Below are 26552 nucleotides of genomic sequence, written 5' to 3' on the forward strand. Positions count from 1 at the left end.
GTGACAACATTAAAACGACGGGTAGCGCGTGCTATCCGGGTATTTGAAAAAATAATGCCACCACCATTACTGGCAGTGCTGATTTGTGCGTTATTAGCCGGTTATTTGACGTTTGTGCCCCCCATCAATGGGCTGGCTGATAATGGGGATTACTACCGCGCGATGTACAGCAATGGTATTTATAAATTGTTGGGGACGCATTATAACTATTTCGGCTACGTCACTCAGAAATTTGGGTTGATGAAATATTATAACGAATATCGATCGGTGAACTTTTCATCACAACCATTGTTTGTTAAGTTAGCAATTTGGTTGAATAAGTTATTTTATAGTAAATCCATCTTTGATATCCGCTTTATGGGACTCGTCAATTATGGGTTCTACTTAGGCAGTATTTATATGATTACCGATGCCTTTACTTATCCAGCTAAACGCTTACGAAATTATGTTATTGCTGGTTTGGTTGTCTTTATCTTTGGTGATTCGTCATTTACGTTATATTTCAATTCGTTTTTTGCAGAGCCACAAATGTTGAGCATGACGTTGTATTCTTTTGCAGCAATTTTATTATTGGCACGGCAACGTTATCGTCATCGATGGCCGTTAATTATCTTATATGCGATTAGCACGATGCTTTTGATCTCTAGCAAATCACAAAACGCACCGTTAGCATTAAGTTATGTGGTTGTTACGCTTGGTTTGTTGTTTTTACCGAACTTTAAAGCGCAACGACTTTATATCTTTGTGGGGATGGGGTTGTTATTAGTCACTGGTGGCCTGACTTATAAATTGATTGGGTCGAGTTTTACTGATATTAATCAGTATCAAGCGTTTTCCCATGGGGTCTTAACACAGACCGGTGATCCAAGCAAGGACCTAAAGAAGGGCGGAATTGATGAACAATATGCGCTCATGAAAGATCAAGATTATTACGCCAAGCAGTTTGCGACCATTCAACCCTCACAATCTTATGTGAAAAAGAACTTGTTGCCGAATTACAACTTTGCGTGGATTGTTAAGTATTATGCGACGCATTTAAAGCAGTTCGGTCGCTTAATGGATTTAACCGCCGCTGACGTCATGATTACGCAAGTCAAAGCGGTGGGGGACTATACGAAAGCTTCTGGGCAACCGGCGGGAAAACAAGTCACATTCTTTACGGGCTGGAGTCAGCTCGCAGGTGCATTCTTCCCACAAAAGTTTGCCTTTGATTGTTTGTTAGCAGTTGCAATAGCGATGGTATATGCCGTTGGTTGCTACAATGATTTGCGCAACCATGAAAGTGAAGGTGTCTTACGCTTCTTCTTAGTTCTAGGATTATTAACGATGTTTATTTTTGTGCCAATCATTTCAATTGTAGGCGATGGCGATGCTGATTTAGCAAAACACATCTTCATGGTGCCAGTCAGTATCGACTTGATATTTATTTTGTTCGTGTCGGATATCTTAAACCATCGATTATGGCACGCTTATCATGAGGAGGATCAAACATCATGAAACTAAAGTGGTGCCGCTGGTTGCTAAGTATAAGTATCGTTTGGTGTGGTTGGTTATTTGCGACGCAGTTACCGGTACATGCGCAAACAACGCCAACGGTTTTGTTAGCTTACGATTTCCAAAATGTTGCCAATAACGATCAGAATAAAATTGCGGCGATTCAACGAATCTTAACCAGCTTGAATGTGCAGGTCAAAACTGAAGCAATAGCCGATTATCAGGCCGGCGATATGCAAAAATATACTGGTGTGATCACATTGATCAATTGGCCCCAGACTAAGCTCAATAATGCTGCCTTTGAACGTGATCGACAGCACTTTAAAGGGATTAAGTTGCACATTGGTCAAAACTTGACTGCGACGGAAGCAGCAGGGTTACAAGCAAAACGGCAAATGCTGTACCATCAGCAACTAATGTTACAAAATCATGCTGGTAGCATTCATCAATTATTAGCATTCAGTGAAACCATGTTGACGCTGAAGCAGCTGCCAGCTAAGGCCCAAACGATTGGCTATTTAAAAAGCCAGTCAGTTGATCAGCGACAATATCCGTATGGCACGATTGTCGGTCAGCAAGGGTATTTACCGTATTTTTCAACTGGCGGGTATAGCTTAGTCTTAGCCGCCCAAACATTGGCTAAATTATTTGGTCAAGTCGGCCATTACCAACCGCTTTTAACGATTACAAAAGTTACCCCTTATTCTAAAATGGCGGTGTTAGAGCGACTCAGCCGGGATTTGTATCAACGGGGGATTCCGTTTGCCATCAGCACGACGACGGTGGGGGCCAATGGACACTTTAAAGCCTATCAGCGCTTTGCTAAAGTATTACGGCTAGTTGAAAATCGTGGGGGCGTCATCTTCTTAAAGACGCCCGCAGTCGGTGGGGTCACTGCTAGCAGTGGTCCCGGGTTAGCAACGTTAATGGATGATTATCTCGTTCAATTTGCACAGAATCAAGTTTTTCCGGTCGGTATTAGTACCTCGGCGTATTGGAATCAGGATCGGATTTATCGCAACTATGCGTTAAAAAAAGCGGATCATGTCTTGTTGTTGCCTAATCCGACTAATCCGGTGTATGCCAAGCAAGACAACCAATCGATGGTCTTTAAACAAAGTATCTATGGTTTAGATGCTGCTTCACTCGAAACAGTGGCCAAAGGGTCATCGTTAGGGCAATTGGCATTAGACTTTCCAATGCCCACAGCGGTGACTTTCACCATGCCGAATAGTCTGAAAAGTTTAAAAAATATGGAGCGGCGGATTACCAAGTTGAACTATCAATGGTTCAATCCAGCCACTCAAGGGACGACAACAAAGATTACGAGTGGGACGGCCACTTTTGAGTTTCAGCATGGCACTTACTTTTTAAATGGGCAAGCCACGACGATTAAAACCGGGGTGACTAAAGCAAAGACCCTTGCGCCAGTGAAACCGACGGAATTATGGGTCAATCGCTTCTTTAAAACGCAAGGAACCGTGTTATTAGTATTTTTTGTCGTCACGTTTGCCGTCTTTATCCTGTTTATATTCGTCGGTCGGCGCGTTTATTTGAACATGTTTAAACGTAAATAAGGTTAGGAGGGGTTTTAATCTCTATTTTAGATGGCTTTTTATTTGTTGCGATTTTGGCAATTTGGGGTATTTTGGTGGTAAACGTTATTTTGACGATTGCCGGTTACGTGAATTACTTGCAGAAATCACGGCAACCAGAACCTAAATTACCAGCAGAAGTCCCGTTTGTCTCGATCATGGTACCCGCATATAATGAAGGTATCGTGATTGTGAAGACCCTCCAATCCTTACTTAACTTTGACTATCCGCATGATCGGTATGAAATCATTGTTATTAATGATAATTCGGATGACAATTCCGCTGAATTGTTAGCACGCATGCAAACCTTATATCCGCATCGAAATTTAGAAGTTATCAATACGGATAAAGTGACTGGTGGTAAGGGAAAATCAAATGCGTTAAACATCGGGCTAAAAAGGGCTCGGGGGTCTTTGATTTCGATCTATGATGCGGATAATACCCCACAAGCTAGCGCATTACGGTATTTGGTTGCCGAATTAATGAGTGATGACCATTTAGCTGCCGTAATCGGTAAGTTTCGGACGCGTAATAAAAATGCGTCGTTATTAACGCGGTTTATTAATATTGAAACCTTGTCTTTTCAGTGGATGGCCCAAGCTGGCCGAGAAAAGTTGTTTAAATTGTGTACGATTCCCGGCACCAATTATGTGATTCGACGGGATATTTTGGAGAAAATTGGTGGCTGGGATGTTAAGGCCCTAGCTGAGGATACTGAAATTAGCTTTCGGGTGTATCGAATGGGCTATCGGATTCGATTCCAACCACTAGCAGTGACGTGGGAACAAGAGCCGCAAACGCTTGATGTTTGGTTTCATCAACGCACTCGTTGGGTCAAAGGCAATATTTATGTTATTTTGAAAAATGCGCGGTTAGTCTTCACAAAGACTGGTCGCCCGATTCGGTTTGATTTACTGTACTTTTTAGCAATTTATTTTCTATTGATGACATCGTTGATTCTATCAGACACGATGTTTGTCTTATCAGTTGCCGGGGTAGCGCATTCGGATTTAATTGGGTTTAGCAACGCGTTGTGGTTAATGGCCGTGTTAACTTTCGTTATCAGCACATTTGTGACGATTACGACCGAAAAAGGTGAGATGACATTTGCCAATTTAATGATCATTATTTTTATGTATTTAGTTTATAGTCAGATGTGGTTAGCCGTTGCGGCACATGGAATGGTGGGGTATATACGTGAACAAGTTTTTCATCAACAAGCCAAATGGTACAAAACAAAACGGTATCAATAAGTGGTGTCAACTCGTGATGGTGTTTGTCTTAGTTGCAGCCTTGGGTCTCAGTTCATTAGCACTACCAACCGAAACAGCAACTGCCGAAACGACGACTAAAACGACCACTAAGCAGCAACAAAAAAAGGCCAAAAGTAAAGCCAACTTAAAGTCGTACACGCAAGCCTTTCAAAATGCGACGACGACTTTATCGGGGCGCTCGGTTGAAGCCAATATGTATTTTATTAAAATGGATTATTGGCGTGTGAAAAAAGTGACCTTGAACTTGAATTTTCAGATTTCGCAATTAGCGAATCGGCAAACGTCAGATATTACCTTGTCACTGAATGGCACTAAGTTTTATTCATTTCGACCACAAAAACGGACGGGATTACAGACCAAAGCGATTTCGGTACCGTTACGGTTGATTCAAGGTGAAAATCAATTAAAAATTAGTGGTCAAATTTTAAACAAGGCTGGCAATAAACAATATCAATTAGCCCAAACACCAGCCAATTGGTTAACGATTTATGATGGGGCTAATGTCAATTTCCAGTACTATTTGCAGCCACCAACGCAAGCTATCAAGTCATTTTACGCGCATTTTTCTGGGACTGATACGATTGCTTATGAAAATTCAGTAATCACGTTACCTAAGCAGGCTGGTAATGGTGAGCTGACTGCAGCAATGTATGCATTATCGGGTGAAGCACGAACGATTACGACCGAAAATTCGCAAATCCAAGTGACGACTTTTGATAATGCCGCTGCTAAAAAGAGTGCGTATAATCTGGTGATTGCACGTTATGATCACTTACCGGCGCGTTTTAAGCGACTGCTCAGTCGCAAGCAACTTCAGCAGCGCGCTGCCATCAAAACGGTCTATCAAGGTAACAAGCACTACTTAATTGTGACCGCACCGACGGATAGCTTGTTGAAGAAGGCCAGTCGCTTTATTGCCAATCAGGAATTAATGCAAGAGACGCAAGCTAGCACCAAGTATGTGAGCGATCAGACGCGGACTTATACGTCGGAATTACAATATGATGGTAGTTATCAGCTAACAAGTAGCGATGATACATTAACTGGGTCTCAGCATCAATCAAGTACGTATTTTGTCAGTTTACCAGTTGATCGGACGAATGCCGATGGCTCCCAGATTCGCATTCATTTTCGGTATGCCAAGAATCTGAATTTCAAGCGGGCATTAGCGACGGTTTATTTGAATGGCAGTCCTTTAGGAAGTAAAAAGTTAACGGCGGCTCACGCCGATAATGATAGTTTAACGGTCACCTTGCCTAAAGGCCAAGCACTGGGACACACGTTTACGATCCAAGTGGCATTCGATCTTGAAATGAAGGATCAAAGTAGTTCCGACAATGCTCAAACACCATGGGCGACGATTGAATCGGATTCCAAAGCTTATATCAAGTCCAAGCCGGTTAGTGATTTATTATTTACAAATTATCCGAACTTGTTCTTAAAAAATGACACATTCAATAATATTGCGGTCGTACGACCGAAGACACTGACCAGTTATGACTATCAGACGCTAACTAACATTTTCAATTTGATTGGTAATTATGCGCAAAGTAATACCGGTAACGTACAGTTTTATACGCAAAAACCAAGCAAATCCGTGTTAAAAAATAGCAACGTCATCGCGTTTGGGACACCCCAACAAAATCAGTTCATCAAAGATTTGAATTCGAAGTTATACTTCAAGTTTGGCAGTGGTGATCATGGTTTTGTTTCTAATGAAAAATTGAGTATTGAACAACAATATGGTCAAAATATTGGGACGGCCCAGCTACTGCGGTCACCATATAATGCCAGTTCAGGCTTGTTAGTCGTGACGGCTGGGAAATCAAGCGATGTCTATCGCGCCTCAACGCAGCTTAACTTCCAACGTAATATTGCCCAATATAAGGGCGATGCAATCGTGGTCGATCGTGATAATAATCATTACAACTATCGGTTTAAGAAGCGTAAGTCAGTCGATGATCAAGTGAGTGTGAAGACTGTGATTTCGAAAAATTCGAAGTTGGTGATTTATCTGGTGATCGCATTAGCGGTACTGGTCTTAATTGCTTTTGCAGCTTTCTTAATTCTACGCAAAAATGGCTTAATGACACGAAAGGGGCGGCGACATGAATGACGATCAACGCTCAGCTGTAATGGCTGATATCTACTTGTTGTTGTTTTTAGCACTGTTTAGTGTCACGGCGGTCTTAATGACGTTGACGAATGACTTGACCTTAAATACGATTTATTTAGGGCTGACACTAGTCATGATTTTGATGACATACTTTTTTGGCGCGATTACCGGGTTAACAGCCAACTTGATCTTTATTTTTGCCCAAGCCGTTGTGATGATTTATATCAATTCAACACATCATTCAGAAATCCCGATGATCATGGTTTTTTGGCTAATTATGCCGTTATTGTTATCGGCAACCTTTTATGGCATGACGCGGCGGTTGACCTTACTGCAAACGGCCAACGCTAAGTTACGGGCCGATATCATGAAGCGCGGGGCTTTTGATGAACGAACCGATTTGCGAACGACGGTGGCATATATTCAAGATGCGCAAGTCTTTATTGAAACCAACCGCCGTTTTCAATTACCCGTAACGACCGTGATCATTCGGATTCGCTACTTCAATGAAATTAAACGAATGATGAGTGAGCAACAGTTTTCTGATTTATTACGGTTGACGTCGGATACGATTGCGGCCACGACCCGGGATAATGATATTACGTATTCACTAGATCAAGAGAATCCCACTTGGGCGATCTTATTGTTCTCCGATACGCCGGGCGCCCAAATTGCCGCTGATCGAATTAAGGCGGCTTTTGATAAACGACTTAAAGAATCGGTGAGTTTAAGTTCACTGGAAATTTTGATGGTCGTGGGGATTGCCAGTTGGGATCCCGACAAGATGAAGAGTCCATATGACTTTATGAATACCGGGATTAAAGAAACTGAATATGATGTCGCCGGTTAAACCGTGACTTTTTCAGTTGTGTACAAACAAGTTAGTCGACAAACGTAAATTTTGGGGGTATATTAAGCCACATAGGAATTTGAGGCATTTAGCGAAAGGGGTCTTTTAGACATGGCAAAGCGTTACGACGTGATTATCATTGGTGCCGGTCCCGCGGGGATGACGGCAGCTTTATATGCATCACGCGCCAACTTATCAGTGTTACTGTTAGATCGCGGTATTTACGGTGGTCAGATGAACAACACCGCCGCAATTGAAAATTATCCGGGGTTCAAATCGGTCTTAGGACCTGACTTAGCCAAGGACATGTATGAATCGTCAACCCAATTTGGGGCTGAATATGCTTACGGCAGTGTTGAATCGGTTGAAGACCAAGGTGACATTAAGGTCGTTAAAACGGATTCTGACACGTTTGAAACCAAAGCAATCATTATCGGGACGGGTTCTGAATATCGGAAACTCGGGGTTCCTGGTGAAGATACTTATGGTGGCCGGGGTGTCTCATACTGCGCGGTTTGTGATGGGGCGTTCTTCCGTAACAAGCACGTCGTTGTCGTTGGTGGTGGTGACTCTGCCATTGAAGAAGGCACTTATTTAACCCAATTAGCAGCAAAAGTGACGGTTATTCACCGGCGCGATCAATTACGGGCTCAAAAGATTTTGCAAGACCGGGCATTTGCCAATGATAAGATGGAATTTGTCTGGAACAGCAATGTGACTGAGATTGTTGGTGACGATAAGAAGGTCACGGCCGTTAAAGTTAACAATAACAAGACTGGTGAAGACAGTGAGATTGCCGTTGATGGCGTCTTCATCTATGTCGGCATCAACCCAATCACCAAGCCATTTACTAACCTCGGGATTACCGATGAAAATGGCTGGATTGAAACTAACGATCACATGGAAACTAAAGTCCCAGGTATCTTTGCGATTGGCGATGTTCGTAAGAAGGACCTCCGTCAAGTTGCGACCGCTGTTGGTGAAGGTGGGACTGCTGGTCAACAAGTTTATAACTACATTACCGCATTAGGAGACAAAGCGCGCGTTTAATGGCGCCTGGACTAGTGCTGCATACAAATGGCCGCCTGATGGCATATTGATTGTCATCAGGCGGCCATTTTTTTGTTGGGGATACTTAATGTTGATAAGGAAACAGCAATAGCTGCTGGTTGGTATAAGTCCCTAGATAAATATCACTGATTTCGTAGTGTTTGGCAGCTAACTGTGCGTCCAACCAAGCACGGTCATGTTGACTAGTGGCTAACGCATCGACATTGAGCTGACCGTCGACGATCAGTGGGTACTTGATGGCATCGTCGCCAACTTGAGTAATCGTCAATTGACCGTTTTGTTCCAGAACGGCGCGTTTGACATAGCGAATGTCGGTAATGCCTTCGGTACGTAAGCGAAAGGTTAAATCGTTAGCGCTCATCCCATTTTTTAAAGCAGTCGCTACCATGAGTTCACCGTTTTTGATCAAAAGTTGCGGCTTGCCGTCGATCAGTTGTTTTAAGTAACGATTGTGGTGGGTCAAAAAGCGTAAGACCAAAACGAGAATCGTCCAAATCAGTAAGACCAAAATATATTGCAAGACCGTGACACTAGTACTATAAATCATGCCACCGACGATTGCCCCGAGCACATAGTTTTGGACTTGATCTAAAGCACTGATGGGTGCTAAATTGCTCTTTCCAGACAAGTTAATTTGTAAAATAATCGTTAATAGACCTAGTGCTAATTTAATGGTGACATCCCAATATGAGAACATTTAGCTTCACTTCCTAACAGTTTTAATTGGTTGGTTAATCGGGGTAGCGGGCGTTAACGTATAGCTATTGCCATCAGTATTAACCGTGACATTATAAATATGGCCTTGTACGTAGACGAGCATCCCACTGCTGACTGTTGACGTATTTGACTGGACCTGACTTGGTTTGACGCCTTTTTCTTTGGCGATTCGCTGCATAATTTGGGTGACTTGTGATTTTTGCGAAAAAGTGGATTGCAAGGTCTGCCATTCATTGACCTGAATGCCAACGAGTAAGAGCAAGACGAGTACCATGATAATGAATAAGTCACGATACTTTAGGTCCGTTTTGTGCCGATACCATAGCCAACTCAATAGTGCGATGACTAGGATGATGATACTAATGACAGCTAGTTGAAGAATGGTATGATTGCTATTTTGATTGATCAAATAATCGTAAGTATAAAAAGTCATCAAAAATCCCTCCATAAAATTAATTATATCAAGTTTGTCAGTTTCGTTAACGAATTGCCCTTTAAGGTGGTTAGGTCAATCAATTAATCAACGTAAACTTTACTAAGGATTCGTTAATAAACCGCATTTTTTCAGTAAATTTTACTTGGTTAACTAACAACATGTTGTATACTGTCATTGTAAGCACTAACAATTATATGAATGGGGATGGCCTATTTTGAATTGGAAAGATAATTACAATACTTGGCACGCACAGGCTGCGTTGGAACCAAGTTTAAAAAAAGAATTAACTGCCTTAGCAGGTGACGACGAGACTTTGGAAGATGCGTTTTATCAACCGATGGAATTCGGGACTGCTGGGATGCGCGGGGTATTGGGGCCCGGCATCAATCGGATGAACATTTATACCGTCCGTCAAGCGACTGAAGGTTTAGCTCGGTTTATGGACACATTAGACGATGCAGTTAAACAACGCGGGGTCGCGATTAGTTTTGATTCGCGTCACCATTCAGAAGACTTTGCACATGAATCAGCCCGTGTTTTAGGTGAGCATGGCATCAAGTCCTTCGTCTTTGAAAGTTTACGGCCAACACCTGAACTTTCATTTACGGTCCGGCATTTACATACTTATGCCGGTATTATGATCACGGCTAGTCATAACCCTAAGCAATACAATGGTTATAAGATCTATGGTGAAGATGGCGGTCAAATGCCACCGAAGGAATCCGATATGATTACGTCATATATTCGCAAAGTCACGGATTTATTCGCCATTAAAGTTGCTGATGAAGCTCAATTATTAGCAGCTAAAACGATGCAAATCATCGGTGATGATGTCGATCAAGCATACTTGGCTAAGGTCAAGGATGTTACCATCAACCAAAAACTGATCGACGAAACGGGTAAAGACATGAAGTTGGTCTTCACGCCATTACATGGGACTGGTCGGATGCTGGGTGAAAAAGCATTGCGGAATGCTGGTTTTGAACACTTTAGTGTGGTCAAAGAACAAGCGGTGGCCGATCCTGAATTCTCCACGGTCAAGTTCCCGAACCCTGAATTCCCAGAAGCCTTCAAGATGGCGATTGACTTGGGTAAAAAAGAAGACGCGGATGTCTTAATTGCGGTCGATCCAGATGCTGACCGTTTGGGGACTGCCGTCCGTCAACCAGATGGCGAATATGTATTGTTAACTGGGAATCAAATTGCGGCGGTCTTATTACATTACATTTTACAAGCTAATAAAGATGCCGGCACGTTGCCAGCCAATGCTGCGGCGGTTAAATCCATCGTGTCTAGTGAATTTGCAACGAAGGTCGCGGCCGCATATCATGTTGATATGATCAATGTCTTGACCGGTTTCAAGTACATTGCGGAACAAATTGAACACTTTGAAGCAACTGGTGAACATACTTATATGTTTGGCTTTGAAGAAAGCTACGGTTACTTGATCAAGCCATTCGTCCACGATAAGGACGCTATTCAAACGACGGTCTTATTGGCTGAAGTGGCGGCTTATTACAAACACCAAGGTAAGAACTTATATGACGGCTTACAAGAATTGTTTGCTGAATATGGGTATTTCCGTGAAAAGACCACGTCAGAAGAATTCGATGGTGTCGGTGGTAGTGATAAGATTGCGGCCTTGATGACGAAGTTCCGTGAAGAAGCCCCAACTGACTTTAATGGCTTTGATGTGGTTTCAACCGAAGATTTCCAATCACAAGTTGAAACTTTTGCTGATGGTCATACGGCAGCGATTGCCTTACCACAAGCAAATGTGTTGAAGTACAAGTTAAGTGATGGCACTTGGATTGCGATTCGCCCATCGGGGACTGAACCTAAGATTAAGTTCTACATTGGGACGTTAGGTGATTCTTTAGACCAAGCCAATACCAAGCTTGATCAATTTGAACAAGCGTTACAAGCGTTTATCAAAGACTAAAACTGGCCCATACAAAAAGGCACGCCAACTCGGCGTGCCTTTTGTAGTCATCTTAATAATCATTAGGATCAGCACTGAGTGGTTGGTAGTCATCCATTTGACTGTCGCGATAGTCCCACCATTCGTTCTCGTAACCGACAAAACCAGCTTGATGCATCGCTTGGTCGAGAATTTGATAATAGTGGTCTTGAACTGCGGTGCGTGGGGCATCGCGATGAGCTAATGCGGTAAAGTCGTCAAACGGCGTCGGCATTGGACATTCAGTCCCATCAGCTTCAGTTAACGTTAAGTCTAACGTAACCCCTTTTTGATGGCTGAAGTTAGGGTTGGGTTTGGCGACAAACTCCGGGTCGGGATAAACTTCAAATAAGCGTTCTTGGGCGCTGACGGGGCGATAAGCATCCCAAATCTTTAAACGATAACCTTGGGCTTTAACAAGGGCACTGGCTTGAGCAAGTTTTTGCGCCGTCCCGGTGCGCACAATCGCAGTTGTAAAATCATAAACAACTTGCTTAGTGAAATTATTAGTGGTGGCGTAGCGTAAATCGACGTGTATTTCAGGGTCCAACGTCTGAACATTGGTGAACCCGGTTAATGCAGGTGATAACATAATTAGCGACCTCCTCTGAAGTTAACATTAGCTTTATTGTACGCAATTTAACGTGTTTTGTCTGGGATAACGGGTTGTCATGATTAAGTGCGTTTAACTAGACATTAGTTAGTTCAACTTGTTAAGATAATAGCATTGTGGTTTAAAAAATTCAGAGAAGGTGAAGCTAATGACGCGTCAAACCAAACGGGCCATTTTTATTTTGATTTTTAGTGAGTTTCTTGTATGTTTAGGGATTAGTTTAGTCATTCCAGTCATGCCGTTTATTAAAAATGAATTGCATTTAACAGCAACTGATATGGGGATTATGAATGCCTTGTTTGCGTTGGCGCAGTTTGTGGCTTCGCCAATCATCGGGCGGCTATCGGATAAAATCGGTCGTAAACCGGTCTTAGCAACTGGCTTATTTCTCTACATGGTGTCAGAAGTCTTATTCGCATTGACTAATCAACTATGGGTCTTTAATATTTCGCGCCTCGTTGGGGGCTTATCAGCAGCGATGGTGGTGCCAACGGCCATGGCACTAGCTTCAGATATCACAACCAAACGTCAACGGGCTAAAGTGATCGGTTGGCTGTCCGCAGCCTTTAGTGGTGGCTTGATTTTGGGCCCGGGGATCGGGGGCATCTTAGCTGGTATCAGCTATAAGACGCCGTTTTGGGTTGCCGGGACGTTAGGCTTAATTAGTGCTATCGTCTTAATTGTGTTATTGCCACGGGATGCGGATGTGATGGCCGCTAGTGATCTTGAACAACCAGATTCAACGGATGCGCCGGCGCATCATCCGATGACCCGGGCCTTTTGGACTGTGCCGATTATTATTTTATTCACGATGATTTTAGTATCATCATTTGGGCTGCAAGGCTTTGAAAGCATTTATAGTATTTATGTGAATGAAGTCTTTCACTTTAGCTTAAGTAATATTGCGTTAGTTTTAACGCTCAATGGGCTGATTTCATTATTCTTACAAGTGGCATTATTTGATACGATGGTCCAACGGTGGGGTGAACGGCGCGTGATTCGGGTTTGTTTTGCGTCCGCGGCTGTTTGTACGATTTGGATTACCCAAGCGCATACGAAATGGGAAGTCATTGTGGCGACGTTAGTGATTTTCTCAGCGTTTGATTTGCTACGGCCTGCGATTACAACCTTACTGACCAAAGCGAGTGCGTCGAATCAAGGGTTGATCAACGGCTTGAATATGTCGCTAACGAGTGTTGGGAATATTGTGGGACCAATCATGTCGGGGATGTTGCTAGACATGAATTACCATTATCCATACATTGTGGTGGCTGGGTTCTTGATCGTGTCTTACTTGATGGCGTTCTTATTACGGCATCCCAACCAAGTGACGACAGCTAAATAAACGATCGGACGCGACGATGCCAATTAGGGTCGTCGCGTTTTGCTTGCGTTGCGCTGGCGGCTTCTGTTAGAATAGGTCAAATTTAGACTGATTAGATGGGAGGTTGATCGCATGGGGATGCATCAATATTTACAAAGCTTAAGTAATTTAGAAACGATTCAACGCGCACCAGGGTTTTTCAAATATCAGAATCACTCGGTAGCCGCTCATTCTTTTAAAGTGGCGGAAGTCGCGCAGTTTTTAGGTGATGTGGAAGAAAATGCTGGTCAAACGATCGATTGGCGGGCGTTATATGAAAAAGCGTTGAACCACGATTATAATGAACGCTTTATCGGTGACATTAAGACGCCAGTCAAGTATGCAACACCGTCATTGCGAACGATGTTAGCCGATGTCGAACATAAGTTGTCGCAAAACTTTGTTCAAAATGAGATTCCGACTGAATTTCAAGCGGCCTATTCACGCCGTTTATCAGAAGGCAAAGATGACACCCTTGAAGGTCAAATCTTGTCAGTTGCGGATAAGGTGGATTTATTATACGAGTCCTTTGGTGAAATCCAAAAGGGCAATCCTGAAGCCGTCTTTACAGACATTTATCAAGAAAGTTTGAAGACGATCGTGGGCTTTAAACAGCTGGCGAGTGTGCAATATTTCTTAAAGCAAGTCTTGCCAGAAATGTTGGCGGAATCGTTCACGAATCAAAATAAGTTGCAGGCATTAACGCAACAAATCTTAGGATCGGATTCGCAATCCGTTTAATGGCGAAAGTATGTTCGATGTGCTAAAATAAATAGCGGTTTTGTAGTTGATAGGGAAGCAGCAGCTTGCCTATTTTTTGTGCGAAACAGACTGGTGGTCACGGTTAAAGTGACTGCTAAGCGGTATTACTAAAATAGGATTAAACAAGCACTCAAAGGAGGAGTTACCTTGATCGATCGGGTGGATAATAATCGGTTTGACTTAGTCTCAGACTACCAACCAACGGGTGATCAACCAGACGCGATTCAACAATTGACGGCTGGCATCAACGCGGGTGAAAAAGAACAGATCTTAATGGGGGCGACTGGGACTGGGAAAACCTTTACGATTTCCAATGTCATTGCCCAAGTCAATAAACCAACGTTGATTTTGTCACATAACAAAACGTTGGCGGGCCAATTATATGGTGAATTTAAGAAGTTTTTCCCCAATAATGCGGTGGAATACTTTGTGAGTTATTACGATTATTATCAACCGGAAGCGTATGTGCCTTCGAGTGATACGTATATCGAAAAAGATTCCGCCATTAATGACGAAATCGACAAACTGCGGCATTCCGCAACGAGTTCATTACTTGAACGCAATGATGTCATTGTTGTGGCATCAGTTTCGAGTATTTTTGGGTTAGGTGATCCGACCGAATATAAGGATCACGTGGTGTCCTTGCGGGTCGGTATGCAAATTGAACGGAACGACTTATTGCGTAAATTAGTCGATATTCAATTCGATCGCAACGACATTGACTTTCAACGGGGGCGGTTCCGCGTCCACGGTGATGTGGTTGAAATCTTCCCAGCGTCGCGGGATGACCATGCATTGCGTGTGGAATTTTTTGGTGATGAAATCGACCGGATTCGCGAAATCGATGCCTTAACGGGTGAAGTTGTAGGTGATCGTGACCATGTGGCGATCTTCCCGGCGACCCACTTTATGACTAACGATGACATTATGGATCATGCCATTGATGGGATTGAAGATGAATTAGACGGTCGCCTCAAAGAATTGACCGCTGATGGTAAGTTACTCGAAGCCCAACGGTTAAAGCAACGGACCACATATGATGTTGAAATGTTACGTGAGATGGGCTATACCAACGGGATTGAAAACTATTCACGCTTTATGGATGGCCGTAAACCTGGTGAACCACCCTATACATTGTTGGACTTCTTTCCAAAAGATTTCTTACTCGTTGTCGATGAATCGCATGTGACGATGCCTCAAGTTCGCGGGATGTATAACGGGGACCGGGCGCGAAAGCAAATGTTAGTTGATTATGGCTTCCGCTTACCGAGTGCTTTAGATAATCGGCCATTGAAGCTCGCCGAAGTTGAACAACATATTAATCAGGTGGTCTACATGTCAGCGACCCCCGGGCCATATGAAATGGATCGGACCAAACATGTGGTTCAACAAATCATTCGGCCAACAGGCTTGTTAGATCCAACGATTGAAGTACGGCCAATTATGGGTCAAATCGATGATTTAGTTGGTGAGATCAATCAACGGATTGAACAAAATGAACGGGTCTTTGTGACCACGTTGACTAAGAAGATGGCCGAAGATTTAACCGACTATATGAAAGACTTAGGGATTAAAGTCCGGTACTTGCACAGCGATATCAAGACGTTGGAACGGACGAAGATTATCCGGGACCTACGATTGGGTAAATTTGATGTCTTAGTCGGTATCAATTTGTTACGTGAAGGGATCGATGTGCCAGAAGTCTCCTTAGTTGCCATCTTAGATGCCGATAAGGAAGGGTTCTTGCGGAATGAACGTTCCTTGATTCAAACGATTGGTCGGGCAGCTCGTAATGAACATGGGTCGGTGATTATGTATGCCGATACGACGACTGCATCGATGCAAGCGGCGATTGATGAAACGGCGCGGCGGCGTCAAATTCAAGAGCAATATAATGAGGACCATCATATCACGCCACATACGATTAAAAAGTCGATTCCAGAGTTGATTGCGTCAACGAAGACGACGGCTGATACGGGTGAAAAAGATGACTTCTTAGAAGACGATTTTGATGATATGACCCGTGAACAACAACTTGATATGATCAGCAAGTTGGAAGAACAAATGAAGACGGCTGCTAAGAAGCTAGACTTCGAACAAGCGGCCACGTTGCGGGATACGGTAATGGAATTAAAAGCACAAATTAGCTAGGAGGCTTCTTTTTGGCGAACGATAAGATTGTCATTCATGGCGCACGCGCCCATAACTTAAAAAATATTGATGTGACGATTCCGCGGAATAAACTGGTTGTCATTACTGGTTTATCAGGTTCTGGGAAAAGTTCTTTAGCGTTTGATACGTTGTATGCCGAAGGCCAACGTCGCTATGTTGAAAGTTTATCCGCATATGCGCGCCAATTCTTAGGCCAAATGCAAAAGCCGGATGTGGATTCGATCGATGGGTTAAGCCCAGCAATTTCGATTGATCAAAAGACAACATCGAAAAACCCCCGGTCAACGGTTGGGACGGTCACGGAAATTAACGACTATTTGCGCCTATTATGGGCCCGCGTTGGTAAACCGATTTGTCCTAATGATGGGACACCAATTGCCAGTCAAACCGTTGAACAAATGGTTGATCGGATTCAAAAGTTACCTGAACGGACCAAGTTGCAAATCCTGTCACCAATCGTGCGGCAAAAGAAAGGCGAACACAAAAAAGTCTTCGATAAGATTAAACGTGAAGGCTTTGTTCGGGTGCGCGTTGATGGCGAGATTCATGATATTAGTGAAACTTTTGAGTTGAATAAAAACCAGCAACACACGATTGAAATCGTGATTGACCGGATCGTGGTTAAACCTGGTGACCGGTCACGATTATTCGATTCATTTGAAGCGGCATTACGGTTGAGTGGTGGTTATGCGATTGCCGATGTGATCGGTGACGACCCAATTCTGTTTTCTGAACACTATGCTTGTCCAGTATGTGGGTTCACTGTGGGTGAATTAGAACCACGTTTATTCTCATTTAACGCACCTCAAGGGGCTTGTCCCGACTGTGAAGGTCTCGGCATGAAGCTGGAAGTCGATGAAGATTTGGTGATTCCAGATAAAAGCCTGACGTTAGCTGAAGGCGCGTTGGCACCTTGGAATCCAATCAGTTCACAGTACTATCCAGAAATGTTGAAACAAGCGTGTGAACAACTCGATATTCCAATGGATGTGCCGTTTGAAGACTTGTCAAAAGCTGATCAACAAACGATTTTATACGGCTCAGATGGCAAACAGTTCCACTTCCACTACCAAAATGACTTTGGTGGTGTGCGTGATGTGGATGCCGTTTTTGAAGGGGTTATGAATAACGTTGACCGGCGTTATCGGGAAACGAACAGTGACTTCACGCGTGATGTAATGCGGAAATACATGACCGAACTAACTTGTCAAACGTGTCATGGGTTCCGGTTAAACCGGAAAGCCCTTGCGGTTAAAATCGCTGGCGAACATATTGGGACGGTTTCGGATGAAGCTATCGGCGATGAACTGGCTTTCTTTGAGAAGTTGCAATTATCTGATCAAGATTTAGTCATCGCGCAACCAATCTTAAAGGAAATTCGCGATCGCTTAACCTTCTTGCAAAATGTTGGTTTGGCTTATTTGACGCTCAGTCGGGCAGCGCGGACGCTTTCTGGTGGGGAAGCGCAACGGATTCGGTTAGCGACTCAAATCGGGTCGAACTTATCGGGAGTCTTGTATATTTTGGACGAACCATCAATCGGGTTACATCAACGTGATAATGACCGGTTGATTAGTTCATTAAAGAAAATGCGTGATTTAGGCAATACCTTGATTGTCGTGGAACATGATGAAGATACGATGCGGGCCGCTGATTATATTATTGATATCGGTCCAGGTGCCGGGGAAAACGGTGGTGAAGTCATGGCCGCCGGGACGCCGAAGCAAGTTGCCCGCTCGCGGAAGTCGTTAACCGGACAATATTTGGCTGGTAAACGGTTTATTCCAGTCCCAACTAGTCGGCGTACGGGGAATGGCAAGAAGATTCGAATTACCGGCGCAGCCGAAAATAACTTGAAACAAATCGATGTTGATTTTCCACTTGGTGAATTTGTGGTAGTCACTGGGGTTTCCGGTTCTGGTAAATCAACTTTAGTTAACGATATTTTAAAACGCGCTTTAGCCCAAAAACTAAATCGTAATTCTGAAAAGCCTGGTAAGTATAAGTCCATCAGTGGTGTCAAAAATATTGAGCGCTTGGTTAATATCGACCAGAGTCCAATTGGTCGAACCCCACGCAGTAATCCGGCAACGTATACCGGGGTCTTTGACAATATTCGAGACTTATTTGCCCAAACAAATGAAGCAAAACTGCGCGGGTATCAAAAAGGCCGCTTTAGTTTCAACATTAAGGGTGGTCGTTGTGAAGCGTGCCATGGTGATGGCATTTTGAAGATTGAAATGAACTTCTTACCAGACGTCTTCGTGCCCTGTGAAGTTTGTCATGGGCAACAGTATAACTCTGAAACATTGGAAGTCGAATACAAGGGTAAAAACATTGCCGATGTCTTAAAGATGACGGCTTCTGAAGCGGTGAAGTTCTTTGAACCGATCCCTAAGATTCGCCGGAAACTACAAACGTTGGTCGATGTTGGCTTGGGCTATGTGAAATTAGGTCAACCAGCAACTACGTTATCTGGTGGAGAAGCGCAACGGATGAAGTTAGCTTCTGAATTACACAAGCAACAATCCGGGAAGAACTTCTATATCTTGGATGAACCCACAACTGGATTGCACACCGAAGATATTCGCCGCTTGATCGGGGTACTAGAACGGTTAGTCGATGCCGGGAATACGGTGTTGATCATCGAACATAACTTAGACGTGGTGAAGTCGGCTGATTACTTGATCGACTTAGGCCCAGAAGGTGGTGCCGGTGGTGGGACCGTCTTAGCAACTGGGACTCCAGAAGATATTGCGGCCGTACCAGAAAGTTATACTGGGCAATACTTGAAGCCGGTCTTGGCGCGTGATCGTGACCGGATGGCGGCTGCTCAGACCAAATAGTGGTTAATTGTGCTACACTAAGATTGTTATTAGATTATCCAATAGAGGAGTGTTTTTGAATGGCTAAAGTAGAAAGTTTTACATTAGATCATACGAAAGTATTGGCACCTTACGTCCGTAAAATTACGGTCGAACATGGTCCTAAAGGGGATGCCATTACCAACTTTGATTTGCGGTTAGTCCAACCCAACAAGTCAGCGATTGATACAGCTGGATTGCATACGATCGAACATATGCTAGCTGGTTTATTGCGTGACCGGATGGATGGCGTCATTGACTGTTCACCATTTGGTTGTCGGACTGGTTTTCATTTGATCACTTGGGGTGAACATAGCACTGAAGAAGTTGCTAAGGCCTTAAAGTCTTCTTTAGAATTTATCGCTGGTCCTGCTGAATGGAAAGACGTTCAAGGCACGACGATCGATAGCTGTGGGAACTACAAAGACCACTCCTTATTCTCTGCTAAAGAATGGGCTAAATTGATTTTATCTGAAGGAATCTCTTCAGATCCATTTGTCCGGGAAGTTGTTGAATAATATCCGGTCATTGAGTTAAAAATGAGAAATGACTAAACGAAGCGTCATACCTAACCAGGTATGACGCTTTTTTATTGGCTGAAAATGAGACCTAAAATACAAAATTAACTGTATAAATGTATAAAAATCCAATTAAATGATGAATATTTGAAAAATAACGAATATTTTGCAAAAATCATTGCATAAAGTTAAACCGGGTGGTACGATACTGTCATTGAGAAACACGACATTAATATTTTGGAGGTACAAATCAATGGTCAAACAAAATGATAAAATTATTCTCGCTTATTCTGGTGGTTTAGATACGTCAGTCGCAATTAGCTGGTTAAAAGATAAGGGCTATGACGTCGTTGCTTGTGGTATCGATGTTGGTGAAGGCAAAGATATGGATGCCATCAAAGAAAAAGCCTTGAAGTTAGGTGCGGTTGCGTCATACATGATTGATGCGAAGCAAGAATTCGCTGAAGAATATGCCTTGATTGCTTTACAAGGCCACACGCTTTATGAAGGCGAATATCCATTAGTTTCGGCCTTATCACGGCCATTGATTGCCAAGAAATTAGTGACCTTGGCTAAAAAAGAACATGCCGTTGCCATTGCGCATGGCTGTACTGGTAAAGGTAACGACCAAGTGCGGTTTGAAGTGGCTATTCACGCGTTAGCACCAGATATTAAGATCGAAGCACCGGTCCGGGACTGGCATTGGTCACGGGAAGAAGAAATTGACTATGCTAAAGAACACAACATTCCAGTGCCAATCAATTTGGACAGTCCTTATTCCATTGATGAAAACCTTTGGGGCCGGGCCAATGAATGTGGCATCTTAGAAGATCCTTGGGAAGGGGCACCAGCTGATGCCTTTGACCGGACTAAAGCATTAGCGGATACGCCTGATACGCCAACGACGTTAGAAATCACGTTTGAAGCTGGGGTACCAGTCGCATTGGATGGTGAAACCATGAATTTAGCTGATTTGATCATTAAGCTGGACAAAATTGCTGGCGAACATGGGATTGGCCGGATCGACCATATTGAAAATCGGTTAGTCGGTATCAAGTCACGTGAAGTTTATGAAGCACCTGCAGCAACGGTCTTACTCAAAACGCATAAAGACTTGGAAGATTTAACCTTTGAACGTGAATTGGCGCATTTCAAACCAATCATTGAACAAAAATTAGCGGATACCATTTACAATGGCCTTTGGTTCTCACCATTGATGGACGCAATGGTCGTCTTCTTGAAGCAAACGCAACAAGTTGTCAACGGTGTGGTTCGAGTGCAACTCTTCAAAGGCAATGTCATCACTGAAGGACGGAAGTCACCAAACTCCTTATATGACAAGAACTTAGCTACTTACACGGCTGCGGATGAATTCGATCAACAAGCTGCCGTTGGCTTCATCAAGTTATGGGGACTCCCAACTCAAGTGAATGCGCAAGTGCAAGCCAAAGCACAAGCAGACGCTAAAGCCACGCAGGCACATGCCTAATGAGTACGGGTAAATTATGGGGCGGCCGGTTTACGGAAACTGGCGCCAAGTACGTGGATGATTTCGGTGCATCGATCAGCTTTGACCAATTATTAGCTGCTGAAGATATCACTGGATCATTGGCGCACGTTAAGATGTTAAAACATACCGGAATTTTGAGTGCAGCCGATGCGGATCAAATTGCGGCCGGTCTGGAAAAACTTGAACAACAATTGCAACAAGGCAAGCTTGAATTTTCAACTGTTAATGAAGATATCCATATGAATATCGAATCACTATTGACTGAAGAGATTGGTCCGGTAGCGGGTAAGCTACACACGGCCCGGTCACGTAATGACCAAGTGGCAACGGACTTTCACTTGTACATGAAACATCAATTGCCAAAGATTTTGGATCGCTTGCATGATTTGGAAAGTGTCCTTGTCGATAAAGCTAGTGAAAACGTGGAAACGATTATGCCGGGGTATACCCACTTACAACACGCCCAACCGATTTCATACGCGCACTACTTGTTGGCTTATTACCAAATGTTTAAACGGGACATGGAACGGTTCGAATTCAATATGCAACATACCGATATTTCGCCGTTGGGGGCTGCAGCGTTAGCTGGGACGACCTTCCCAATCGATCGGGAGTACAGCGCGAAGTTGCTTGGTTTTAGTCAGGTTTATCATAATAGTTTGGACGCCGTTTCTGATCGGGACTTTGTGTTAGAATTCTTGAGCAATGCGTCGATTTTAATGATGCACTTGTCGCGTTTTTGTGAAGAGATCGTCTCTTGGAGCAGTTATGAATTCAAGTACATTAGTTTAAGTGATCAGTTCTCAACTGGGAGTTCGATCATGCCGCAAAAGAAAAATCCGGACATGGCAGAATTGATTCGCGGGAAATCTGGGCGTGTCTATGGTAACTTGATGGGCTTATTGACCGTTATGAAGGCTATTCCATTGGCCTACAATAAAGATTTACAAGAAGATAAAGAGGGCGTTTTTGACACCGTGAATACCGTGTTGACGAGTCTACATGTCTTTACTGGCATGTTGGCGACCTTGACCGTTAATGAAGATCGCATGGCGCATGCCACGACAAACGATTTCTCAAACGCAACTGAATTAGCGGATTATCTAGCAAATAAGGGGATTCCATTCCGGCAAGCCCATGCCATCGTCGGTAAATTAGTCTTAGATGGCTTGAAAAAGAACCGACCATTACAAGATATTCCGTTAGCAGAATATCAGGAAATCTCACCATTGATCGATGAAGATGTCTATCATGATTTAGACGCCAAGGTTGCTGTTGAGCGGCGGCACTCCTTAGGTGGGACCGGCTTTGACCAAATCAAAGCGGAACTTAAACGGGCCCAAGCACAATTGGCAACTTACCAATCCATCGCTCAAAATTAAACTTGTTTATCAATTTGACCATTGATATGAAGACCAGGACAGTTATGGCTGCCCTGGTTTTCTTTTGGGATAAAGTCAGGAATGGAAACGGTTGCGTCAATTTACAAAGCTTGGTATATTGAACTTACTAACTGGTAAATTAATTGTGGATTATTTAAATAATCATCACGTTATTTGGGCTTTAGTTAAGCTTAATGAAAAAATTGGAAACTCTTTCATTTACTGGTATGATGGAATTAAAGAAAATTGGAGATGTTAAAACTTATGTTTAATGATCATCGTTGGGGGTTTGACTGGACCGAATTTATGACCGGGGTCATCTTTTTGATTGCGGGTTATTTTGTCATCAAACAACCTCAAGCTGCGTTACTTAGTTTAGTGTTCCTGTTTGCGATTGCGGCGATTATTAGTGGGATTACCACCATTGGTGGCTATACGAAATTGCGGCGTGAAACGGGACTGCGGGCTAACTTTGCATTGGTCTTTGCCGTGATTGATATCATTGTTGGGTTACTGTTCTTATTCCATGCGCCAACTGGTATCGTGGTTTTAGGCTACGTCTTTGCTTTTTGGTTCTTAATTGATTCAATTGAACGGTTAGTTGTGGCGTCACATTTGCGCGTCTTTGGGATGGGTTACTTTATCATTTCAGTTATTTTGGATATTATCAGTTTGATTTTAGCCATTATGTTGATTTTCAACCCATTAGTAGCGGCTTTTTCATTCAATGTCATCGTCAGCATTTACTTCGTGGTCTTTGGGATCAATGCGATTTTGATCGCCTTTGCACGTCGCGACTAGGATCAGCTTTTTAAGGGTGGCGGGAAACCGCGCCCTTTTTGCTAGGGCATAAGTCGGTAACTAGAAAAGACACGCCCGGTATGCTATACTTACCATCAATACGGTCATGAAGGAGTCTACAACTATGGCAGATTCATTACAATTAGTCATTATCTCTGGGATGAGTGGGGCCGGTAAAACGGTCGCCGTCCAGAGTTTTGAGGACCTTGGTTATTTTTGTATCGATAATATGCCGCCAGCTTTGTTACCAAAATTCTCTGAGTTAGTGGAAGAATCAGGTAAGATCGAGAAAGTGGCTTTAGTGATCGATTTACGATCACGGGCATTTTATGATGAAATTATTGATATGTTGGCCAATCTAGATAATACGGATTTTGTTTCCGTAAAAATCCTCTTCTTGGATGCATCCAACGAAGAATTGGTCTCACGTTATAAAGAAACCCGCCGGTCCCATCCGTTAGCGATGGAAGGCCGGATTATGGATGGTGTCTTAAAGGAACGCGATTTACTTGCGCCACTAAAAGACCGCGCGTCATATGTAATCAACACGACGACGTTAACGCCACGGGAACTACGCGAATCAATTTTTGATAAATTTGAAACCAGTGCTGATGAAACGTTTCATATTGAAATGTTATCATTTGGCTTTAAATATGGCTTACCAATCGATGCCGATATCGTGATGGATGTGCGGTTCTTACCAAACCCGTACTACATTCCAGAATTAAAGCATCAAACTGGTCTTGATAAACCAGTCTACGATTATGTGATGTCACAACCGGCGACCGAGCAGTTCTATCAACAATTCTTGGGCATGTTGGAAAGCATCATGCCTGGGTATGAAGAAGAAGGTAAAACCAGCTTGACGATTGCGATTGGGTGTACTGGCGGGCAACACCGTTCAGTGGCATTGACGCAGCGCATCGGTGAAGCCTTGGCGAAAAATTACAAGGTGCATATTAGTCACCGTGACGTCAAGAAACGGAAGGAAACAGTTAATCGCTCATGAGAAAATATACGTTTAAGACCCAACGGCCTAAAATCGTCGTGATCGGTGGGGGGACTGGCTTGCCAGTCGTCTTACGTGGCTTGCGTAAGCAAGACGTTGACATCACGGCGGTTGTGACGGTGGCCGATGATGGGGGGTCATCTGGTATCATTCGGAATTATGTGAACGTGGTGCCACCTGGTGACATTCGAAATGTGATGGTGGCACTCTCGAATTTACCACACCTGTATAAAGATATCTTCCAGTACCGCTTCCAAGGTGATGATCAGTTCTTTGCTGGTCACGCGATTGGTAATTTAATTATTGCGGCGTTGACTGAAATGAAGTCTGGGGTGTTTGATGCGGTTCAAGAATTGTCTAAGATGATGGCCGTTGATGGGCACGTGTATCCCGCGGCTAATGAAGCCTTGACGCTCCATGGTAAGTTTAAAGACGGTTCTGAGTTAGTTGGTGAAGCTGAGATCACTGCGGCGCATAAGTCACTTGAGCGGGTTTGGGTGACGGATAAAGATGGTCAAAAACCAGCTGCTGTTCAACCCGTGATCGATGCCATCATGGCTGCTGATCAAATTGTCCTAGGACCTGGGAGCTTGTTTACAAGTATTTTGCCAAACTTAACGATCGATAATATTGGGCGCGCAGTTTGTGAATCCGATGCCGAAGTCGTTTATATTTGCAATATTATGACCCAAAAAGGTGAAACTGATCATTTCTCTGATGCCGATCATGTTCGTGTTTTAAACCGGCATTTAGGTGAAAACTTTATTAATACGGTCTTGGTTAACACCGAAAAAGTGCCTGATGATTACATGGACTTTCATAAGTTTAACGAAGTGTCACGTCAAGTCAGCCATGACTTCCGTGGCTTACGGGATCAAGGCTGTAAAGTTATCTCTTCGAATTTCTTGAAACTCCGTGACAACGGGGCCTTTCATGATGGTGACCAAGTGGTTGCCGAACTGATGAACTTAGTCGGCCATTCCGATATTTTAAGATAGGAGGGCCCAGGATGTCATACGCCAGTGAAGTTAAGAAAGAATTAACCAACCTTACTGTCCATCGCGAGAATGCTAAAGCTGAGTTAATGGCCTTGATTCGAATGAATGGGACGATTAGTTTAGCTAATCATCATTTCATCTTGAATATTCAGACCGAAAACCCAGCAATTGCGCGGCGTATCTACCGGTTATTAAAGCAGTTTTATGACGTTGCCAGTGAACTAATCGTGCGGCGCAAAATGAAGCTGAACAAAAATAACCTGTATATCGTGCGCCTAAAGACTGGGACTGATATGGTCTTAGCAGACTTAGGAATTTTAAAAGACTTTCAAATTGTTGAAGTAGCCCCGACGGAAGTCTTAACCGATGATGCGGCTGTGCGGTCGTATTTGCGGGGGGCTTTTTTAGCGGGCGGTTCCGTTAATAATCCAGAAACGTCACGTTATCATTTGGAAATCTACTCACTGTATGAAGAACACAATAAGATGATTTCTGACATGATGAACCAGTACGGCTTAAACTCACGGACGACCGATCGCCGTGGGGGCTTTATTACGTATATCAAGGAAGCTGAAAAAATTGCGGACTTTCTGTCTTTGATTGGCGCCACCAATGCGATGTTGAAGTTTGAAGATATCCGCATTATGCGGGATATGCGCAATTCAGTGAACCGCTTAGTGAACTGCGAAAATGCCAATATGGATAAAGTTGCGAATGCGTCGAGTCGTCAAATCGAGAATATTTTATTAATCGATGAAACAGTTGGCCTTAAGCAATTGCCACCGAAGCTACAAGAAGTGGCGGTGACGCGGTTAGAACATCGGGAAGTTAGTTTGAAAGAGCTCGGGACCTTAGTACCGGGTGGTCCGATTTCTAAATCGGGAATCAATCACCGGTTACGTAAAATCAATCAGTTTGCGGAACAATTGCAAAAAGATGCTTAGCGTAACCCTGATAAAAATCAACTTCGATAATTAAATCACATGTCATTAAAAAATCTCAGCCACAATTTTGTGGGCTGAGATTTTTTTGTGCGTATCGCTGTGT

General features: G+C 43.4%; 21 protein-coding genes. 18 read left to right on the forward strand and 3 right to left on the reverse strand.

Features of this window, described 5'->3' with window-relative positions:
- The 6 genes from wsfD to trxB all read left to right on the forward strand — a co-directional run bounded on the left by wsfD (nucleotide 1) and on the right by trxB (nucleotide 8379).
- Nucleotides 1–1497 carry a glycan biosynthesis hexose transferase WsfD gene (gene wsfD / locus FFM75_RS03435; protein WP_137627795.1) on the forward strand — a complete coding sequence of 499 codons (1497 nt, stop codon included), beginning with the start codon at nucleotides 1–3 and terminating at the stop codon, nucleotides 1495–1497.
- Nucleotides 1494–3071: a hypothetical protein gene (locus FFM75_RS03440; protein WP_137627796.1), complete on the forward strand. Its 1578-nt coding sequence runs from the start codon at nucleotides 1494–1496 to the stop codon at nucleotides 3069–3071. The genes wsfD and FFM75_RS03440 overlap by 4 nt, the downstream gene beginning before the upstream one ends.
- 17 nt (nucleotides 3072–3088) lie before the next feature.
- Nucleotides 3089–4342, forward strand: coding sequence for a glycosyltransferase family 2 protein (locus tag FFM75_RS03445; RefSeq protein WP_137627797.1), 1254 nt, complete (start codon nucleotides 3089–3091; stop codon nucleotides 4340–4342).
- A complete protein-coding gene (locus tag FFM75_RS03450; RefSeq protein WP_137627798.1) occupies nucleotides 4266–6479 on the forward strand; it encodes a cellulose biosynthesis cyclic di-GMP-binding regulatory protein BcsB in 2214 nt (737 codons plus the stop codon). The genes FFM75_RS03445 and FFM75_RS03450 overlap by 77 nt, the downstream gene beginning before the upstream one ends.
- A complete protein-coding gene (locus tag FFM75_RS03455) occupies nucleotides 6472–7329 on the forward strand; it encodes a diguanylate cyclase (RefSeq protein ID WP_137627799.1) in 858 nt (285 codons plus the stop codon). Before FFM75_RS03450 ends, FFM75_RS03455 begins: the two co-directional genes overlap by 8 nt.
- A gap of 111 nt (nucleotides 7330–7440) precedes the next feature.
- Nucleotides 7441–8379: a thioredoxin-disulfide reductase gene (gene trxB, locus FFM75_RS03460; RefSeq protein WP_137627800.1), complete on the forward strand. Its 939-nt coding sequence runs from the start codon at nucleotides 7441–7443 to the stop codon at nucleotides 8377–8379.
- 85 nt (nucleotides 8380–8464) lie between these two features.
- Here the strand turns inward: trxB and FFM75_RS03465 are convergent, their stop codons facing one another.
- A complete protein-coding gene (locus tag FFM75_RS03465) occupies nucleotides 8465–9097 on the reverse strand; it encodes a DUF421 domain-containing protein (protein ID WP_137627801.1) in 633 nt (210 codons plus the stop codon).
- A 6-nt stretch (nucleotides 9098–9103) separates the two neighbouring features.
- Nucleotides 9104–9550 carry a DUF3290 domain-containing protein gene (locus FFM75_RS03470; protein ID WP_137627802.1) on the reverse strand — a complete coding sequence of 149 codons (447 nt, stop codon included), beginning with the start codon at nucleotides 9548–9550 and terminating at the stop codon, nucleotides 9104–9106.
- A gap of 217 nt (nucleotides 9551–9767) precedes the next feature.
- Here FFM75_RS03470 and FFM75_RS03475 point away from each other — a divergent pair, with 217 nt between their 5' ends.
- Nucleotides 9768–11495, forward strand: a complete 1728-nt coding sequence (locus FFM75_RS03475; protein WP_137627803.1) for a phospho-sugar mutase — start codon at nucleotides 9768–9770, stop codon at nucleotides 11493–11495.
- Between the two features lie 52 nt (nucleotides 11496–11547).
- Here the strand turns inward: FFM75_RS03475 and FFM75_RS03480 are convergent, their stop codons facing one another.
- Nucleotides 11548–12105 (reverse strand): M15 family metallopeptidase, encoded by a 558-nt coding sequence (locus tag FFM75_RS03480; RefSeq protein ID WP_137627804.1) that lies wholly within the window; start codon nucleotides 12103–12105, stop codon nucleotides 11548–11550.
- A 169-nt stretch (nucleotides 12106–12274) separates the two neighbouring features.
- Here FFM75_RS03480 and FFM75_RS03485 point away from each other — a divergent pair, with 169 nt between their 5' ends.
- The 11 genes from FFM75_RS03485 (at nucleotide 12275) to whiA (ending at nucleotide 26449) form a co-directional block, all read left to right on the forward strand.
- Nucleotides 12275–13471, forward strand: a complete 1197-nt coding sequence (locus FFM75_RS03485; RefSeq protein ID WP_137627805.1) for an MFS transporter — start codon at nucleotides 12275–12277, stop codon at nucleotides 13469–13471.
- 111 nt (nucleotides 13472–13582) lie between these two features.
- Nucleotides 13583–14230 (forward strand): HD domain-containing protein, encoded by a 648-nt coding sequence (locus FFM75_RS03490; protein WP_137627806.1) that lies wholly within the window; start codon nucleotides 13583–13585, stop codon nucleotides 14228–14230.
- A gap of 168 nt (nucleotides 14231–14398) precedes the next feature.
- Nucleotides 14399–16402 carry an excinuclease ABC subunit UvrB gene (gene uvrB, locus FFM75_RS03495; RefSeq protein WP_137627807.1) on the forward strand — a complete coding sequence of 668 codons (2004 nt, stop codon included), beginning with the start codon at nucleotides 14399–14401 and terminating at the stop codon, nucleotides 16400–16402.
- An 11-nt stretch (nucleotides 16403–16413) separates the two neighbouring features.
- Entirely contained in the window at nucleotides 16414–19269 is a 2856-nt protein-coding gene (gene uvrA, locus FFM75_RS03500; protein WP_137627808.1) for an excinuclease ABC subunit UvrA, read from the forward strand.
- A gap of 59 nt (nucleotides 19270–19328) precedes the next feature.
- Complete coding sequence (locus FFM75_RS03505; protein ID WP_137627809.1) at nucleotides 19329–19805, forward strand: S-ribosylhomocysteine lyase; 477 nt, start codon at nucleotides 19329–19331, stop codon at nucleotides 19803–19805.
- Between the two features lie 253 nt (nucleotides 19806–20058).
- Nucleotides 20059–21294: an argininosuccinate synthase gene (locus FFM75_RS03510; protein ID WP_137627810.1), complete on the forward strand. Its 1236-nt coding sequence runs from the start codon at nucleotides 20059–20061 to the stop codon at nucleotides 21292–21294.
- Nucleotides 21294–22697, forward strand: a complete 1404-nt coding sequence (argH, locus tag FFM75_RS03515) for an argininosuccinate lyase (protein WP_137627811.1) — start codon at nucleotides 21294–21296, stop codon at nucleotides 22695–22697. The genes FFM75_RS03510 and argH overlap by 1 nt, the downstream gene beginning before the upstream one ends.
- Nucleotides 22698–22961: 264 nt before the next feature.
- Nucleotides 22962–23498, forward strand: a complete 537-nt coding sequence (locus FFM75_RS03520; RefSeq protein ID WP_137627812.1) for an HdeD family acid-resistance protein — start codon at nucleotides 22962–22964, stop codon at nucleotides 23496–23498.
- Nucleotides 23499–23622: 124 nt separating this feature from the next.
- Entirely contained in the window at nucleotides 23623–24507 is an 885-nt protein-coding gene (gene rapZ, locus FFM75_RS03525; protein ID WP_137627813.1) for an RNase adapter RapZ, read from the forward strand.
- Complete coding sequence (locus FFM75_RS03530) at nucleotides 24504–25505, forward strand: gluconeogenesis factor YvcK family protein (protein WP_137627814.1); 1002 nt, start codon at nucleotides 24504–24506, stop codon at nucleotides 25503–25505. Before rapZ ends, FFM75_RS03530 begins: the two co-directional genes overlap by 4 nt.
- Nucleotides 25506–25516: 11 nt before the next feature.
- Nucleotides 25517–26449, forward strand: coding sequence for a DNA-binding protein WhiA (whiA, locus tag FFM75_RS03535; protein WP_137627815.1), 933 nt, complete (start codon nucleotides 25517–25519; stop codon nucleotides 26447–26449).
- The last annotated feature ends 103 nt before the right edge of the window (nucleotides 26450–26552 follow it).

Origin of the sequence: Lactiplantibacillus daowaiensis, from assembly GCF_005405085.1 — a bacterium.
GTDB lineage: Bacteria > Bacillota > Bacilli > Lactobacillales > Lactobacillaceae > Lactiplantibacillus > Lactiplantibacillus daowaiensis.